The sequence below is a fragment of the Mycobacteriales bacterium genome (assembly GCA_035504215.1).
Lineage (GTDB): Bacteria > Actinomycetota > Actinomycetes > JAFAQI01 > JAFAQI01 > DATAUK01.
Genome location: DATJSI010000056.1, coordinates 21,032 through 37,396 on the forward strand (window position 1 = coordinate 21,032; position 16,365 = coordinate 37,396).

The window sequence follows — 16,365 nt, forward strand, 5'->3', positions numbered from 1 at the left end:
GACGGGTGCCAGCTCATCGATCGTCAATGCGCTCATGGCAGCCACGGTCGCGGGGCTCGCTGGGAGATCACTGGGACGGTGCTGACCGCTCGCGCAGAGTTGTCGACGCTGCCGGCCGGGCGCGTGACGCTAGTCGCCGAGCAACGACTCCAGCAGCGGGATCAGCTCGGCGAGCCGGCGCACTTGCGGTTCTGACAGCTGAGAGAGGCGCTCCGCAAGCGAAGCGTTTCGAGTGTCCCTCGCCCATTCAAGCTTCGCGTGGCCGGCGTCGGTCAGCGCAACGTACGCCGTACGGCGGTCGGACGGATCCGCGGTCCGCGACAGCAGGCCGGCCTCCTCGAGGCTGGCGACCAACCGCGTCGCGGTCGGTGCGCTCACGCCCTCGCGGTCCGCGAGATCGCCGATCCGCATCGAGCTGCCGTCCTCGACAGTGGCCAGCGCCGACCACTGGGAGAGCGACAGCCCACCGGGACTGTTCTGCCGGAGCTGGCGGGCCAGCCGCGCGATTGCGACCCGGAGCCGGGCGGCGGTTTCGGCGTAGGAGATCGACTCCGTTGTCACGGTCACTTCTCGTCGGTCTCCTTCGGTGGGTCGAAGCTCGGCGGAACCTTGCCGAGGTGTCGAGACATCGAGCGGAAGAGGAAGAAGCAGGCGATGCAGAGCGCCACGACGACGATGAACGCGATGAAGCCCGCGCCGAAGGCGCTGTCGCCATGAGCCGACAGGCGAACCGCAAGCATCACTGTCTGACCTCGTCCTTGATCCCCGCGAACAGATCGTCCTCCGGCTTGACCGTGTCCACCAGCGATCGCGCCAACTCATAGTCCTCGGTCGGCCACGCCTTGCGTTGAATCTCCAGCGGGCAGGCAAACCAGAACGATGTCGGATCGACTTGGGTCGCATGCGCGATGAGCGCCTTGTCCCGGATCTCGAAGTAGTCCGCGCAGTTCACCCGCGTCGTGACGCGATACCCGAGATCGGGCCGCTCGGTCCACTCCTCGAGCCGATCGGCGTACGGCGACTCGAGTCCGGCCTCGACCATCGCCTCGTGCAGGGCAAGGAAGCGGTTGCGGTGGAACGTCATGTGGTAGTAGAGCTTCAGCGGCTGCCAGGGCTCGCCGGTGCCGGGATAGCGATCGGGATCACCAGCCGCCTCGAACGCTTCCACGCTGACCTTATGGCACATGATGTGATCCGGGTGCGGGTAGCCGCCGTTCTCGTCGTACGTCGTTATGACGTGCGGCCGGAACGTGCGCACGACCCGGACGAGCGGTTCCGCGGCGTCGTGCAGCGTCTCCAAGGCGAAGCAGCCCTCGGGCAACGGCGGCAGCGGGTCGCCCTCGGGAAGCCCGGAGTCGACGAAGCCGAGCCAGGTGTGGTGCGCGCCGAGGATCTCGATCGCGCGCTGCATCTCGTGATGGCGGATCCCGCTCAGGTTGGCGTTGACCTCCGGTGTGTCCATCGCCGGATTGAGGATCGATCCACGCTCGCCGCCGGTGCACGTGGCGATCAGAACCTCGACGCCCTCGCGCACGTAGCGGGCGACCGTCGCGGCGCCCTTGCTCGCCTCGTCATCGGGATGCGCGTGCACGGCAAGCAGTCGAAGCGGTTCGTCACTCACGCTCCAATGGTGTCACGGCTACGCGGGTAGCCTCGATCGGATGAGCGACGCGACCCAGACCTGGCTGACGCAGGACGCCTACGACCGCCTCGCTGCCGAACTGGAGCACCTCTCCGGCCCCGCGCGCACGGAGATCACAGCGCGCATCGCCGCCGCCCGCGCCGAGGGCGACCTCAAGGAGAACGGCGGCTACCACGCGGCCAAGGACGAGCAGGGCAAGATGGAAGCGCGGATCCGCCAGCTCAACCAGCTGCTTCGCAATGCAAAGGTCGGTACGCCGCCGTCGGCCGACGCAGGCGTCGCCGGGCCGGGCATGGTCGTCACCGTTCGGTTCAGCGACGGCGACGAGGAGACCTTCTTGATCGGCTCGCGCGAAGAGGCGGCCGTCACCGACCTGACCGTCTACTCCGCACAGTCACCGCTCGGCCAGGCGCTCACCGGCGCGAAGCCGGGCGAGGCGGTCAGCTACGCCGCTCCCAACGGCAGCGAGATCGCCGTCGAGGTCATCGAGGTCAAGGCCCACACCGGCTGACGTCGGCACCGAGCGCATGGCCGGCCGGCACCGAGCGCATGGACGTCCGGCACCGAGCGCATGGACGTCCGGCACGGAGCGCATGGCCCATAGGTGCGCTGCCGGGCAGCACGCATGGGCCATGACGGTCGCCTGGGCGACACCCATGGGCCATCCGCGTGGCGCGACGCCGCACCCATGGGCCATGCGCGTCGTGGCCCCGCGCGCAGCGTCCGGTCAGTCCACCCAGAGCGGGTAGCCGCACTCGCGGATCCGGCTGAGGATCGCCTCGCAGTGTTCCTCGCCGCGGGTCTCCAGCTGGACCGAGACCTCGACCTCGTCGATGTGCAGCTTGGGGCCGGTCCGAAGATGCTCGACGTCCAGGACGCTCGCACCCATGCCGCCGAGCTCGACCAGCAGCTTGGCAAGCTCGCCGGGACGGTCCGGGATCAGCGCGTGGAAGGCGAGATAGCGACCCGCGGCGATCATGCCGTGCCGCACCACGCGGGCGAGCAGCACCGGGTCGACGTTGCCTCCCGACAGCAGCGCCACCACGGGCGGTTCGAACATCTCGGGGGCTTCCATCACCGCCGCAACGGCAGCCGCGCCGGCCGGCTCGACGACCAGCTTCGCCCGCTCGAGGATCAGCAGCAGGGCGCGGGCCAACGCGTCCTCGGGCACGGTGAGTACGTCGTCGACATAGCGGCGGACGAGGTCGAAGGTCAGCTCGCCGGGGCAGCCGACCGCGATGCCATCAGCCATCGTCGCCATCGACGCGAGCGGTACCGGGCGACCTTGGCGCAGCGACTCCGGGAAGCTGGCCGCGCCCTTCGCGTTGACGCCGACCACCCGGACGCCCGGCAACAACGCCTTGGCCGCGATCGCTACGCCGGAGATCAACCCGCCACCGCCGACGCTGACGACGATCGTCTTCACCTCGGGACATTGCTCGACGATCTCGAGCCCGACCGTCCCCTGCCCCGCGACGATGTCCGGGTGGTCGAACGGGTGGATGAGAACCGCGCCCGTCGACGCGGCGAACTCCTTCGCGGCCACGAGACCCTGGTCGAGTGTGGTCCCGACAAACCGCACGTCGGCGCCGTACGACTTCGTCGCAGTGACCTTCGGGATCGGCGCGCCCTCGGGCATGAACACGGTGGCCTGCGTGCCGAGCAACGACGCCGCCAGCGCGACCCCCTGCGCGTGGTTGCCCGCACTCGCCGCGACAACGCCGCGCGCCCGTTCCTCTGGGCTGAGCCGCGAGATCCGCACATACGCACCGCGCGGCTTGAACGATCCAGTGCGCTGGAGGTTCTCGCATTTGAGATGTACGGGACCCCCGACCAGCTTGGCCAGCGGCCGCGAGTTCTCCAGCGGAGTACGACGGACGACATCGCCGAGCAGGTCGCGTGCCGCTTCGATGTCGGCGAGGCCGACCGCGGCGGGTGTTTCGGCAGCAGGGACTGAGGCGGCCATTGACTCGGTCACGCGATCAGTCTGCACCCGCGGGCCAGTAGCGGTCCCCGGCCGCCACCAACGCCGCCGCCCCGACCAGGCCCGCGTCATTGCCGAGCGCCGCCGGGACGATCCGGCAGTCGCGGACGAAATCCATCCGTGCGTGCCGCGCGAATGCGCTCCGGGCGGGCCCGAGCAGCAGGTCACCGGCCGCGGTGAGCCCGCCACCCACCGCGACGACATCGAGCTCGAGGAGATGGGCGGCCGACGCGATCGCTACGCCGAGCGCCTCGCCGGCGCGCGCAAACGCAGCGACCGCAACCTCCGCACCCGCCCGCGCCGCGTCGAGCAACGCCGAGCCGTCGGCGACGCCGGTCGGCTTCCAGCCCTGGTCGAGCGCCCACTGCACCACTGCGGGTCCGCGCGCGATCGCCTCCAGGCAACCGAGGCCGCCACACGCGCACGCCGGCCCCGAGGGATCGACGACGACATGCCCGATGTGGCCGGCGTTGCCGGTCGGGCCGGCGACGATCCGGCCGTCGAGTACAAGTCCCCCGCCCACGCCGGTCGAGACGACGATGCCGAGCAGACCGTGCGCATCGCGCCCGGCACCACGCCAGTGCTCGCCGACCGCCATTGCGATCGCGTCGTTGACCAGCCGGACCACGCGACCCGGGTACCGCTCCGACAGCCGGGACCGCAACGGGAACGATCGCCAAGCCGGCAGGTTGAGCGGCGACACCAACCCCGCCGGCCACTGCATCGGGCCCCCACAGCCGACGCCGACGGCAGCCGGCGACCGGCCGGCGCAGACTGCATCGAGCAGACCGACGAGGGTCGTCCATAGCTCCTCGCCGGCGCCCGGACCACTCGGCTCGGTGGGCACCTGCCGGCGATCGTGAACCTCGCCGTCGCGATCGACCCACGCCGCCGCGAGCTTGGTGCCGCCGACGTCGATCGCGAGGATTCCGTCGTCCGGCACGACGGCGCCGACCGGAGTCATCAAGGGCCTCGCAGAACCTCGCTCAGCGCGCGGCGGAGGCCGCGTCGGTGAACGCGAGGATCGACGCGGTGAACCCGTGCACGAAGTTGCGCCCGGCGACCGGTCCGATCTCGCCGGCCGCGAAGCAGCCGGCCACGCCATGGTCGGTCAGCCCGGTGCGCACCAGTTGAGGATCGTGATCCGCCGAGCCGAACAGGTGCGCGCCACGACCGTTGCAGGAGAACAGCAACGCCCCGGCGGTCGGCACCGGGTCGTCTCGACGGCTGAAGCGAGTCAGCGTCTCGCGTAGGTCGTGATCGGCGGCGTCCGCATCGCGCACCTGGAAGCGCACCGTGCGACCGACCGGTACGACGTCACCGACCACGAGGCCACCGCGAGGCTCGTCAACGCCGGCGATACCTCGGATCAGGAAGTCACCTTGGCCGTGTTCCTCGACGTACTCGTCCCTCGCGACGCCGAGCTGCAACCCTTCAGAAACCAGTGCCTGCTCTTCCGGCGGCAAGACCGAGAGCAGCTCGCGCAACTTGTCCAGTGCGGACTTGCCGGCCAGCCCGAGGAGCACGTTGCCCTCGGCGGCCGTCACCGTCATCGACGGGCCGACCGGACGGCAGCCTTGGCTCACCAGCGTGCGCGCGCCGACCGGGCCCCCGACCATCACACCGACTGCACCGCGGTCGACGACGTGGTCATCGACGAGCAACCGGGTCGAGCCCCGACCGCCGACTCCGGCCGCCATCCCGCCGACGATCGGCAGGCCGGGCAGCGCCTCGTTGCACTGCTCGACGAACCCGTCGACCGGGAACGACCACGGATCGGCGAGCAGGATCGCGACCGCGTCGTCGTCCTGCCGCTCCGGCATGCCGATGACCGTGATTCCTGCGTCGGCGCGCATGACCTCCAGGTCGAAGCTGCGCAGCCGCGCGTCCGGAAGCACCGCACACCACACGGAGACGGCAGCCTCCGACTCGACGCCGCGCCCGGCACCGATCACGCCCGGCGCCGTACACCCGATGGCAACGTCAGCGGTGCTCATGCCGGCCGCCCGCTGCAGCGCCTCGCTGCCGGCCTCCGGGTCACCACCGGTGACGAAGACCACGACAAGATCAGGCACCGCCCCGGCGAGGGCGTCCATGGCTTGCGTCGTCGCGTGCTCGGCAGCGGTCAGCAGGTCCCCGTCGACACCCAGCCCGTCGCCGAACCTCATCACCACAGTCTGCACCCGTACACCGCGGCGCGGCGTGGGCCGAAAGCGGACGTACGGTGAATGGGTGAGCCCTGTGACGCCGCCCCCCGCACCGTCGACCGTCCGAGACCTGCGCGAGTCCGGTCATGTCGGCAAGACCGTGAAGTCCGAGATCCGCGACAACCTGCTCGCGCGGCTGGCAGAGGGTGCCGACCGGTTCCCCGGCATCATCGGGTTCGACGACACCGTGCTCCCTCAGATCGAGCGCGCCATCCTGGCCGGTCACGACGTGGTCCTCCTGGGCGAGCGCGGCCAGGGCAAGACCAGGTTGATCAGGACCCTGGTTCAGCTGCTCGACGAGTGGACGCCGATCGTCGCCGGCTGCGAGATCAACGACCACCCGTACTACCCGGTCTGCACCCGCTGCCGGCGGCTGGCCCGCGAACAGGGCGACGAGCTCGCCGTGACGTGGAAGCACCGCGACGAGCGGTACGCCGAGAAGCTCGCGACCCCGGACGTCTCCGTCGGGGACCTGATCGGGGACGTCGACCCGATCAAGGTCGCCGAGGGCCGCGTGCTCGGAGACCCGGAGACGGTGCACTACGGGCTGGTGCCGCGCACCAACCGGGGGGTCGTGGCGATCAACGAGCTGCCCGACCTCGCGGAGCGGATCCAGGTCGCGTTGCTCAACGTTCTCGAGGAGCGCGACATCCAGGTGCGCGGCTACACGTTGCGTCTTCCGCTCGACGTCATGCTGCTCGCCACCGCCAACCCTGAGGACTACACCAACCGCGGCCGGATCATCACCCCGCTCAAGGACCGCTTCGGTGCTGAGGTGCGCACGCACTACCCGGTCGATCTCGAGGACGAGCTGCACCTGGTCCGCCAGGAGGCGCTGGTCGACTGGGGCGACGATGCCGTCTCGGCGGCGCTGCCCGATCACCTGGTCGAGATCATCGCGCGCTTCACCCGTCACGTCCGCGAGTCGCCCGCCGTGGACCAGCGGTCGGGCGTGTCCGCCCGCTTCGCGGTTGCGGCCGCCGAGACCGTGGCGGCATCCGCCGTACGACGCGCGGTGCTGACCGGCGAGAACCTCGCCGTTGCCCGGGTGGCGGACCTTCCGGCGATCGTGCCCGCGGTCCAGGGCAAGGTCGAGTTCGAGACTTCCGAGGAAGGTCGCGAGGCCGAAGTGCTCGAACACCTGCTCCGGCGCTCGGTGGCTGACACGTTCCGCTCGCGGCTCGGTGGTGTGGACCTCGCGCCGCTCGTGGAGATGTTCGCCGAAGGGACAACCGTCGAGACCGGTGAGCTGGTGCCCGCGACCGACTTGCTGGCCGGGCTCGGGACGGTGCCGGGTCTCGGCCGGATCCTCACGGCCGTCGGCATCGACGAAGGCGCCGAGACACCGGAGCTCGCTGCCGCCGGTCTCGAGTTCGCACTCGAAGGGTTGTACCTCCTGCGCCGGCTGTCCAAGGACTACGTGTCCGACCGCGTCGTCTACGGCTCCCGGTAGGCCCGATGAGCAGCTGCCCTAGCAACGCGAAGCCGGCTCGCTCGGGCGTGCGCGGCTTCCGATCGCTGGCGCCGCCTTCGAAGGCGCGGCAGTGAGCCGGTCCCGGTACGGCGAGTGGCGCGGCGGCGACGATCCGCTCGCTGCGCCGTACGACGTGACCGAGGCGGTCGACGAGCTCGGCGACTCGGTGCTCGAAGGGCTGTCCCCCGCTGAGGCGCTCTCGCAGCTGATGCGGCGCGGGTTGTCCGGTCGCCGAGGCCTCGACGACCTGCTCCGGCAGGTCCGCGAACGCCGGCGGCAGTCGCGCCGCGCGGGGCGCTTGGACGGAACGCTGGAACAGGTTCGCGAGTTGCTCGACCAGGCAATCGAGGCCGAGCGCAGCGCGTTGTTCCCGGACCCCAGCGACGACGCGCGGCTGGCCGAGGCCGAGCTCGACGCGCTGCCCCAGGACACCGCGCGCGCCGTACGCGCGCTGTCGGAATACCCGTGGCGGTCACCCGAGGCCCGTGCGGCGTACGAGCAGATCCAGGACCTGCTCCGGCGCGAGGTGCTCGACAGCCAGTTCCGCGGGATGAAGCAGGCGCTGCAGGGCGGCGACCCCGAGACCCAGCAAAGGGTCAAGGACATGCTGCGCTCGCTCAACGCGATGCTCGAAGCGGACGCCCGCGGCGAGGACACGACGCAGCAGTTCGACCGGTTCATGGAGGAATACGGCGAGTTCTTCCCGGACCAGCCGCAGTCGCTGGAGGAGCTCGTGGACTCCCTCGCGCGGCGGGCAGCGGCCGCGCAGCGGTTGATGAACTCGCTGTCGCCCGAGCAGCAGTCGGAGCTCGCCGAGCTGATGGCCCAGGCGATGCAGGACTCCGGGCTGGCCGGAGAGATGGGCCGGCTCGCAGACCAGCTTCGGGCCCGGCGACCGGAGCTGGACTGGAGCGGCCGCCAGCGGATGCGCGGTGACACGCCACTCGGTCTCGGCGATGCCACCACAGCGCTCGAGGAGGCTGCGGATCTCGACGAGCTCGAGCAGTCGCTCGCCCAGGACTACCCGGGGGCAGCGCTCGACGACGTCGACCCGGAGCTGCTCGAACGCGCGCTCGGCCGCAACGCCGTCGACGACCTCGCCGCCCTGCGACGGATCGAGCGAGAGCTCCAACAGCAGGGCTACCTCCAGCGCTCCGGCGGCGATGTCACGCTGACACCTCGCGGCATGCGCCGGCTCGGCGAGACCGCGCTCGCGCGCATCTTCGCCCGGCTGCACGCCGACGGCCGCGGCGACCACGAAACCCGCGACGCGGGCGCGGCCGGGGACCCGACCGGCGCAACCCGGCAGTGGCAGTTCGGCGACGAGCAGCCCTTCGACGTCGTACGAACCGTCCGCAACGCTGTGTTGCGCGGCGGTGCGGGTACGCCGGTGCGGGTCACTGTCGACGACTTCGAGGTCATCGAGACGGAGCGACGGTCGGGCGCGGCGGTCGCGCTGCTGATCGACCTGTCCTACTCGATGGCGCTGCGCGGCACGTGGGCAGCAGCGAAGTCCACCGCGCTCGCACTGCACACGCTGGTGTCGACGAAGTACCCGCAAGATGCGATCGAGGTCGTGGGCTTTTCCCGATACGCGCGCGTGCTGAAGCCGGCCGACCTGCCGACCCTGTCCTGGGACATGGTGCAGGGCACCAACCTCCAGCACGCGCTGATGCTCGCCTCGCGCCATCTGTCGCGGCACCCGGACTGCGAGCCGGTCGTCATGGTGGTGACCGACGGCGAGCCGACGGCGCACCTCATGCCGGACGGGGACGCATGGTTCGACTGGCCCACGCACCCGGAGACCACGGCCGCGACGATGGCCGAGGTAGAACGGATCACCCGGCGCGGTGCGACGATCAACGTCTTCATGCTGGACGACGAGCCTGGCCTGGTTCGCTTCGTCGAGGCGATGGCCGCACGCAACGGCGGCCGGGTCTTCACCGCCGACGGTGAGCGGCTCGGCGACTACGTGGTGAGTGACTATCTGCGCGCGCGGCGCGGCCGGCGGCCGGCCCGCTCGGCCTAACCCGCCGCTTCATCGACCGCGCCTTCGTTCCGTGATCAAGATCACGGCGGGCGTTCGGGGCGCCGCAGGGCAGGATCGAGGGGTGAGCCGGACCGACCCGCAGTCGCAGCGCCCTGCGACCGCGGCGAAACCCCCGCTGCCGCGGGAGGTCCGGATCCTGGTCGCGGTTGCCTTCTTCGTCGCCCTCGGGTTCGGGATCGTGGCACCCGCCCTGCCGGTCTTCGCGCGCGACTTCGGCGTCGGCCGCGCCGCCGCGGGCGCGGTGATCAGCACCTTCGCGTTCCTGCGGATCGCCTTCGCGCTGCCGGCCGGCCGCCTGGTCGACCGGCTCGGCGAGCGCATCGTGCTCGCGACCGGCATCGCCATCGTCGCCGTGAGCAGCCTGCTCGCCGGTCTCGCGAACAGCTACGCCGAGCTGATCGCGTTGCGCGGGTTCGGCGGCGTCGGCTCGGCGATGTTCTCGATCAGCGCGATGAGCCTGCTGGTCCGCATGGTCCCGGCCGGCCAACGCGGCCGCGCGATGGGTTTCTGGCAAGGCGGTTTCCTGCTCGGCGGCATCACCGGCCCGGTGCTCGGCGGTGTTGTGACCGGGGTCTCGATCCGTCTCCCCTTCTTCCTGTACGCCGGAACCCTGGCGGTGGCCGGCACGGTCGCGATCGTTGCGCTGCGCGCGACGCCGCTGGCCGACCGGGCGGATGCATCCGCGACCGCTCACACCTCACTCGCAACGGCGCTGCGTGATCCCGCCTATCGCGCTGCCATCGCCGCAAACTTCGCGGACTCCTGGGGTGCGGTGGGCGTGCGGTCCGCGCTGATCCCGCTGTTCGTATCGGACGTCCTGCACAAGCCGGTGATCTGGACCGGGTTCGGCTTCCTTGTCGTCTCGGCGGTCAACGGCGCGATGCTGCTGCCCGCCGCCCACTACGCGGATCGGTTCGGCCGCAAACCTGTGCTCCTGACCGGCTGCCTCGGCAGCGGGGTCGGCATCGCGGTGCTGGCGATCTGGCCGGACCTCACCGGCTACTTCGTCGGGCTGGCGTTGCTGGGCTTCGGCTCGGGTCTGCTCGACGTCGCGCCGGGTGCAGTCGTCGGCGACGTCGTCGAAGGTCGCGGCGGTCCGGTGTTCGCGGCGTACTCGATGTCTTCCGATCTCGGCACGGTCATCGGGCCGGTCGCAGCCGGCCGGCTCGCGGACGCCTCCTACTCCGACGCGTTCGGCGTCACCGCCGGCATTCTCGGCATCGCGGCTGTTTTTGCTGCCCTCGCACCGGAGACCCTGCACCGCTCGGCCGCGCGGTCGTCGCAACCGGTGCCGAGCCCGCTGCCCGACAATGCGACTTCGGCGACCACGACCACGTGAGACACGCCATCATGGCCGCGTGACCGCAGCACCTGTCCCGACCGCGCGGCGCGCATGCGCCGTCCTCGTCGCGCTGACGCTTGCCGCCTCGGGCCTGGTGCTCGGCGCCCGAACCAGCGCCCACGCGAACGACGACACGCCCCCCGGCGACCCCACGATCTCGTCGAACAACCTCCGCGACGGATGGGACGCCGACGAGCCGGACCTGCTGCCCGCGAACGTCACGGCGAGCGACTTCGGGCCGCTGTTCACCACTCCGGTCGACGGTCAGGTCTACGCACAGCCGCTCGTGGTGAAGCAGTCCGACGACTCGACCGGCACCCTCATCATCGCGACGGAGGACGACTACGTCTACGGCATGAACCCGGTCAGTGGCGCCATCGAGTGGACCGACCACCTCGGGACCGCGTGGTCGTCGGACGTCCTCGGTTGCGGCGACCTCGAGCCCGACATCGGTGTCACCTCGACGCCGGTCTACGACCCGAGCTCGAACACGGTCTACGTCATGGCGAAGCAGGCTCCCGACGGAGCCGAGAGCACCGATCCGGTCTGGCAGCTGCACGCCTTGGACGCAAGCACCGGAGCCGAGCGCGCGGGCTGGCCGGCGACAATCAGCGGTCATCCGGACAACGACCCGAGTGAGACGTTCGACTCCGAGACGGAGGCGCAGCGGCCCGGACTGCTGCTGCTCGACGGAGTGGTGTACGCCGGCTTCGCGAGCTACTGCGACCACCAGCCCTACAACGGCTACGTCGTCGGCGTGAGCACCTCCACGGCAACCCAGACCGCGATGTTCACGACCGAGGAAGGAACCAACGACGGCGAGGGCGGCATCTGGCAGTCCGGCGGCGGACTGGTCTCGGACGGCCCGGGCCAGATCCTCGTAGCGACCGGCAACGGCGACGTCTCCCCGGAGCCTCCGAGCGAGACCCCGCCGGCGTCGCTCGAGGAGGCCGTCGTCCGGCTGAGCGTTCAGCCGGACGGGACCCTGAAGGCGACCGACTGGTTCAGCCCGGACTCCCGGCAGGCCCTCGACGAGAACGACACCGACCTCGGCGCCGGCGGCCCGATGGCGATCCCCGACGGTTACGGCACCTCGTCGTACCCCCACTTGCTGGTGCAGGACGGCAAGGACGGCCACGTCTACCTGCTCAACCGGGACCTGCTCGGCGGGCTCGGTCAAGGGCCTGGCGGCAGTGACGACGCGCTCGGAGTGACCGGTCCGTACAACGGCGAGTGGGGGCACCCCGCGTTCTGGGGCGGGCCGGACGGCTCGTTCGTCTACACCGTCGAGAGCTCGGGATACCTGCGCGCGCTGCAGCTGACCGCCGACGCTGACGGCGTACCGTCGCTGACCTCGGTCGCGACGAGCGCCGCGACGCTGGGCTACACCTCCGGCTCGCCGGTCGTCACCTCGGACGGAACCGGCTCGCCGGCACTGGTGTGGGTGGTCGACGTCATCGGGTCCTCGGGCCGCTACCCCACCCTGAACGCGTACGACGCCGAGCCGGACAACGGCGTCCTCGACAAGGTCTACTCGGCACCCCTGTATCCGCCGGGCGTGACCGACGGCAACGACGCGCACGGCACGAAGTTCGCCACGGTCGCCGCTTCCGACGGCCGGGTGTACACCGCCACGCGGGACGGCTACGTGTTCGGCTTCGGCCACCCCTCCGCGGCGCCGCTCAATGCCTCGCCGACCGACTTCGGCAACGTCCCGGTCGGCGGCAACGCGACGCTGCCGGTCACGCTGACCGCAACCAGGGCGATCACGGTGAACTCGGTGAGCGCGAGCGGCGCCTTCAGCGCCCCGTGGCCGGGCGGTACGCCGCAGCCACTCGATCTGTCACAAGGGCAGACGCTCACCGTGAACGTCACCTTCGCGCCGACCGCAGCGGGTCCCCAGTCGGCCAACCTTGTGCTCGCCACGACCGAGAAGAGCAAAACCGGCGACGTCACCTTCAATCTCGACGGCTACGGCACCCAACCGGGTCTGAGCGTCTCGCCCACTTCGGTCGCTTTCGGACTGGTGCCGGTCGGCTCGGTGAACACCGCCGGGATCAACATCGTCAACACCTCGGGAACCGAAGAGACATTCACGGTCGACTCCTCGGATCTGAACCCGCCGTTCGCCGCGGGCAACCTGCCGGCCCCGGACACGCCGATCCAAGCGGGTGCGTCGATCGCGATTCCTCTCACGTACGCGCCGACCACTGCGTCGGCCGGCGACCAAGCCACGCTCAGCTTCGACGTCGACGGGGTTGCTCCGCTCACCGTGCCGATCACCGGCAGCGCCGTGGTCGGATCGCCTCGGCTCACCCTGAGCCCGGCGAAGGTGAACTTCGGCCTGGTCGCTCGCGGTCACTCCCGAACGATGAGCTTCAAGATCCGCAATACCGGCAGCGTCACGTTGACGCTCGAAAAGGCGGCCCCACCGACCGGTGAGTTCAACGCGGCCAACCCGGTGTCGGAGGGCTCGCAGATCCTGCCCGGTCAGGCCGTGGTCCAGCGCGTGACCTTCCGCCCGACCAAGCTCGGCACCAGCCGCGCGGTCTACCTGATCACCGGCAACGACGGGCGCGGGCACCAGGCCGAGCAGCTGGTCGGGACCGACGACGCGATCGCCGACTGGTACACCCGACATCACGCCAAGTCCTTGCTCGGACCGCCCCTGCACCCCGAACACGCGGTGGCCGGCGGCTACGTCCGCGTCTACCGGCACGGCCGGTTGTACTGGTCGCTCGGCACCGGCGTGCACCCGGTCGTCGAGCCGATCCTGCATCGCTACCTCCAGCTCGGCGGGCCCGGGGGACGCGCCGGCTTCCCCACCACGAAGGTGGTCGCCATCGCCGGCGGCACGCGCCAGCGGTTCGCTCACGGCTGGGCGATCTACTGGTCGCGACCGACCGGCGCATGGGCGGTCGGCGGCAAGGTCGCACGCAAGTGGGCCGCACTGGGTGCGCAGCATGGCCGGCTCGGCTACCCGATCGACGACACCCACCGGGTCCCTGGCGGGTGGCGCGGCCGGTTCCGCAACGGCTCTATCACCTGGACGAAGGCGCACGGGTACGACGTACGAATCCATCGGACGTAGCGGCACGCGAGAGCCTGGCCCGCGACACGCCCGAAACCCGCATGAGGCGATCGAGACCGGGAACGCTTCTTCATATGGCCGAACACTTCGAACGCGAGAACAAGTACGTCGTCTCCTCCGACTTCGTCGTGCCACCGCTGCCCGGCGTGAAGTCGGCGCAGAGCGCGCTGCGGACCGATCAGCTGAGCGCGACCTACTACGACTCGCCCGATCTCCGGCTCGCGCGCGCACACGTCACACTGCGCCGCCGCACCGGCGGCGACGACGCCGGATGGCATCTGAAGCTGCCGGTTGCGCCGGGCGCGCGCGAGGAGATCCACCGACCGCCCAGCACCCCCAGCGAGGAGGGCGCGCCACCCGATGACCTCATCGACCTGGTCAGCGCCCACCTTCGGGGTCAGCCGCTGAAGCCGGTCGCCCGGATCGACACCGCGCGGACTCGGTGGGTTGCGCGCGACCGCTCCGGACGGCAACTGGCAGAAGTGGCCGACGACCAGATCATCGGGCGCACGCTCGGCGCGACCACGAGCACCGAACGCTGGCGCGAGATCGAGGTCGAGCTGCTCGAAGGCGATGAGACCTGGCTGCGGCGCGCCGACCGGGAGCTCACCGCCGCGGGAGCGACCAGCGGCTCGTCGTCGAAGCTGGACCGGGTCCTCGCGGACCGCATCCCGGCTCACCCGGCTGCCCGCCGACCCCGCGGCGCCAGCCGTGGCTCGACGGCAGAGGTCCTGTGGGAGTACCTGGCGGCGCAGTACGCCGAGCTGCTCGATCGAGACCCCGCCGTACGGCGCGATGCGCCGGACGCAGTGCACAAGATGCGGGTTGCCACTCGTCGGCTGCGCAGCACGTTGCGGACCTTCAGCCGCGACCTCGACCAAAACCGTGCGTCGCGCCTCGACGCCGAGCTCAAGTGGTTGGCCAGTGCCCTCGGCGAGGTCCGGGACCGGGAGGTTCAGATCGAACGGTTCACGGCGCAACTCGCCGAGCTGCCGCGCGACCTGGTGCTGGGACCGGTCCAGGCGAGGGTCGACCAGACGCTACTGACGGCCTACCACGATGGCCGGCGACGGTTGCTTGCAGCGCTCGCCTCCGATCGGTACCACGCGTTGCTGGACGACCTCGAGTCCTTCTTGAGCGCGCCGACCGCCACCAAGCGAGGGCACCGGCCGGCGCGCGCCGAGGTACGGCGCCGCGTCAACAAGGCGCACCGTCGCCTCGATCGCCGGCTTCGCCGGGCCCGCCGTGCCACTCCCGGCGTGGACCGCGACGAAGCCCAGCACCGGGCACGGAAAGCGGCCAAGCGCCTGCGGTACGCCGCGGAGGTAGCCCGCCCGATCGAAGGGAAGCGCGCGAAGAAGCTCGCCAAGCAGGCCGAGTCGATCCAGGAGCTGCTCGGCGACCGGCAGGACGCCGTGGTCGCTCGTGGCATCTGCCGCGACCTCGCGGTCGCGGCGCACGGCGAAGCCGATGAAACCTCGTTCACCTTCGGCCTGCTCCTCGGCGACGAACGATGCCGCGCGAGCGAAGCCGACCGCAAGGTCTTTACGAAGTGGGCTCACGGCATCCCGAACAAGTACCGCCTCTAGCCTCGTGGGCGGTCAGCCAGCTCGCACGACGCAAACCTTTGTAACCCAGCCTCGACGAGGGTCCCACTGAGGCAAGATCACTTCGTGGCGAAGTGGTCAGGACAGAGCTTCGAGCTCGACGGCGATGCCGCTGCGACCGCTGCATCGATGAGCCGGGTTGTGTGCGCCGGTAGCCAGACGCGAGTGCTTCCGTCCCCCAACGGCCTACTTCTGATCGAGGACAAGTGGCGGCCACATTGGGCATGGACGCTGGCGATCCTGCTGTTTCCGTTCGGCCTGCTCGCCCTGTTCTACCGCAAGCGAGGGCAGCTGGTTATGAGCATTGCCGTCACCGCCGAGGGCCGTAGCACCGTCACTCTACTCGGCGAGACCGGTCGGCGGACCACCACCGGGCTCTGGCAGATCATCGGCGAGACGCTCGCCGATGATCCGGATTCGAGTGAGATCCAAGCAACGACCGGGAGTCGATGGTCGATTTGGCGGCGTTCCGCAAAGCGCTGGGCGCGCATGCACCCCTGGCCTGCAATGGCGCCAATCGGCACGTTCGCACTCGGTCTGTCGCTGCTTGCGGTCTCGCCACATTCGTGGGGCGATGCCGTAGGAGCTGTGTTGCTGGCGCTACTGCTCAGCGCAGCCATCGCCCGCGGGCTTCGGCTGTGGCCGAACAACCGAGTGCTCCATTGGCACGCGGTACGAATCCCGCCGCTACGACCTGGTCAGTCGACCACCCGGTTGTAGAAGGTGCGCAGCGACAGCAACGTCATGCCGATCACGCCGAAGACGAGCGCGAGCGAGAAACCCCAGATCGGCATGTGCGGCAGAACCGGCGTCAACGATGCGCGCAACCCTTCGGTCATGTAGACGAGCGGGTTGACCAGTACCGCCCACTTGAGCCACGGGATCGGGCCGAGGGTCGACCACGGGTAGTAGATGCAACCCAAGAAGGTCAGCGGGAGAACGATGACACTGAAGATGAGTGGCACCTT

14 protein-coding genes are annotated in these 16,365 nt (G+C 70.3%); 7 read left to right on the forward strand and 7 right to left on the reverse strand.

The features are described from left to right. Positions 1-129: 129 nt before the first annotated feature. Genes VME70_07175 through mca form a run of 3 tightly spaced genes read right to left on the reverse strand, consistent with a single transcriptional unit; the run spans position 130 to position 1,621 of the window. Positions 130-567 carry a MarR family transcriptional regulator gene (locus tag VME70_07175; GenBank protein ID HTW19976.1) on the reverse strand — a complete coding sequence of 146 codons (438 nt, stop codon included), beginning with the start codon at positions 565-567 and terminating at the stop codon, positions 130-132. Then, on the reverse strand, positions 564-740 hold the full coding sequence (locus VME70_07180; GenBank protein ID HTW19977.1) for a hypothetical protein: 177 nt from the start codon (positions 738-740) through the stop codon (positions 564-566). The genes VME70_07175 and VME70_07180 overlap by 4 nt, the downstream gene beginning before the upstream one ends. Then, positions 740-1,621: a mycothiol conjugate amidase Mca gene (gene mca, locus VME70_07185; GenBank protein ID HTW19978.1), complete on the reverse strand. Its 882-nt coding sequence runs from the start codon at positions 1,619-1,621 to the stop codon at positions 740-742. The genes VME70_07180 and mca overlap by 1 nt, the downstream gene beginning before the upstream one ends. 40 nt (positions 1,622-1,661) lie before the next feature. Between mca and greA the strand changes: the two genes are divergently transcribed. Continuing rightward, entirely contained in the window at positions 1,662-2,153 is a 492-nt protein-coding gene (gene greA / locus VME70_07190; protein HTW19979.1) for a transcription elongation factor GreA, read from the forward strand. Positions 2,154-2,369: 216 nt separating this feature from the next. Here the strand turns inward: greA and ilvA are convergent, their stop codons facing one another. Genes ilvA through VME70_07205 form a run of 3 tightly spaced genes read right to left on the reverse strand, consistent with a single transcriptional unit; the run spans position 2,370 to position 5,794 of the window. Continuing rightward, positions 2,370-3,608: a threonine ammonia-lyase gene (gene ilvA / locus VME70_07195; protein HTW19980.1), complete on the reverse strand. Its 1,239-nt coding sequence runs from the start codon at positions 3,606-3,608 to the stop codon at positions 2,370-2,372. Between the two features lie 16 nt (positions 3,609-3,624). Beyond that, the gene (locus VME70_07200; protein HTW19981.1) at positions 3,625-4,590 is read right to left on the reverse strand and encodes an ROK family protein; all 966 of its coding nucleotides are present in this window, start codon (positions 4,588-4,590) and stop codon (positions 3,625-3,627) included. Between the two features lie 22 nt (positions 4,591-4,612). Then, positions 4,613-5,794: an FIST N-terminal domain-containing protein gene (locus VME70_07205; protein ID HTW19982.1), complete on the reverse strand. Its 1,182-nt coding sequence runs from the start codon at positions 5,792-5,794 to the stop codon at positions 4,613-4,615. Positions 5,795-5,858: 64 nt separating this feature from the next. Between VME70_07205 and VME70_07210 the strand changes: the two genes are divergently transcribed. The 6 genes from VME70_07210 to VME70_07235 all read left to right on the forward strand — a co-directional run bounded on the left by VME70_07210 (position 5,859) and on the right by VME70_07235 (position 16,117). Further along, entirely contained in the window at positions 5,859-7,286 is a 1,428-nt protein-coding gene (locus VME70_07210; GenBank protein ID HTW19983.1) for a sigma 54-interacting transcriptional regulator, read from the forward strand. Between the two features lie 91 nt (positions 7,287-7,377). Continuing rightward, the gene (locus VME70_07215; GenBank protein ID HTW19984.1) at positions 7,378-9,336 is read left to right on the forward strand and encodes a hypothetical protein; all 1,959 of its coding nucleotides are present in this window, start codon (positions 7,378-7,380) and stop codon (positions 9,334-9,336) included. 82 nt (positions 9,337-9,418) lie between these two features. Beyond that, positions 9,419-10,696 (forward strand): MFS transporter, encoded by a 1,278-nt coding sequence (locus VME70_07220; protein ID HTW19985.1) that lies wholly within the window; start codon positions 9,419-9,421, stop codon positions 10,694-10,696. A 19-nt stretch (positions 10,697-10,715) separates the two neighbouring features. Then, a complete protein-coding gene (locus VME70_07225; protein HTW19986.1) occupies positions 10,716-13,790 on the forward strand; it encodes a choice-of-anchor D domain-containing protein in 3,075 nt (1,024 codons plus the stop codon). A 74-nt stretch (positions 13,791-13,864) separates the two neighbouring features. Beyond that, positions 13,865-15,379 (forward strand): CYTH and CHAD domain-containing protein, encoded by a 1,515-nt coding sequence (locus VME70_07230; GenBank protein ID HTW19987.1) that lies wholly within the window; start codon positions 13,865-13,867, stop codon positions 15,377-15,379. 84 nt (positions 15,380-15,463) lie between these two features. Beyond that, on the forward strand, positions 15,464-16,117 hold the full coding sequence (locus tag VME70_07235) for a hypothetical protein (GenBank protein ID HTW19988.1): 654 nt from the start codon (positions 15,464-15,466) through the stop codon (positions 16,115-16,117). Here VME70_07235 and VME70_07240 read toward each other — a convergent pair. Next, the coding region (locus VME70_07240; protein ID HTW19989.1) for an ABC transporter permease at positions 16,096-16,365 on the reverse strand (270 nt) is incomplete at its 5' end. The two genes, VME70_07235 and VME70_07240, sit on opposite strands and share 22 nt — an antisense overlap.

What these genes read in the sequence shown, in the direction of transcription:
- VME70_07180 (HTW19977.1), bottom strand. Translation starts at nt 740, where the DNA reads ATGCTTGCGGTTCGCCTGTCGGCTCATGGCGACAGCGCCTTCGGCGCG.
- greA (HTW19979.1), top strand. Translation starts at nt 1,662, where the DNA reads ATGAGCGACGCGACCCAGACCTGGCTGACGCAGGACGCCTACGACCGC.
- ilvA (HTW19980.1), bottom strand. Translation starts at nt 3,608, where the DNA reads ATGGCCGCCTCAGTCCCTGCTGCCGAAACACCCGCCGCGGTCGGCCTC.
- VME70_07200 (HTW19981.1), bottom strand. Translation starts at nt 4,590, where the DNA reads ATGACTCCGGTCGGCGCCGTCGTGCCGGACGACGGAATCCTCGCGATC.
- VME70_07205 (HTW19982.1), bottom strand. Translation starts at nt 5,794, where the DNA reads ATGAGGTTCGGCGACGGGCTGGGTGTCGACGGGGACCTGCTGACCGCT.
- VME70_07230 (HTW19987.1), top strand. Translation starts at nt 13,865, where the DNA reads ATGGCCGAACACTTCGAACGCGAGAACAAGTACGTCGTCTCCTCCGAC.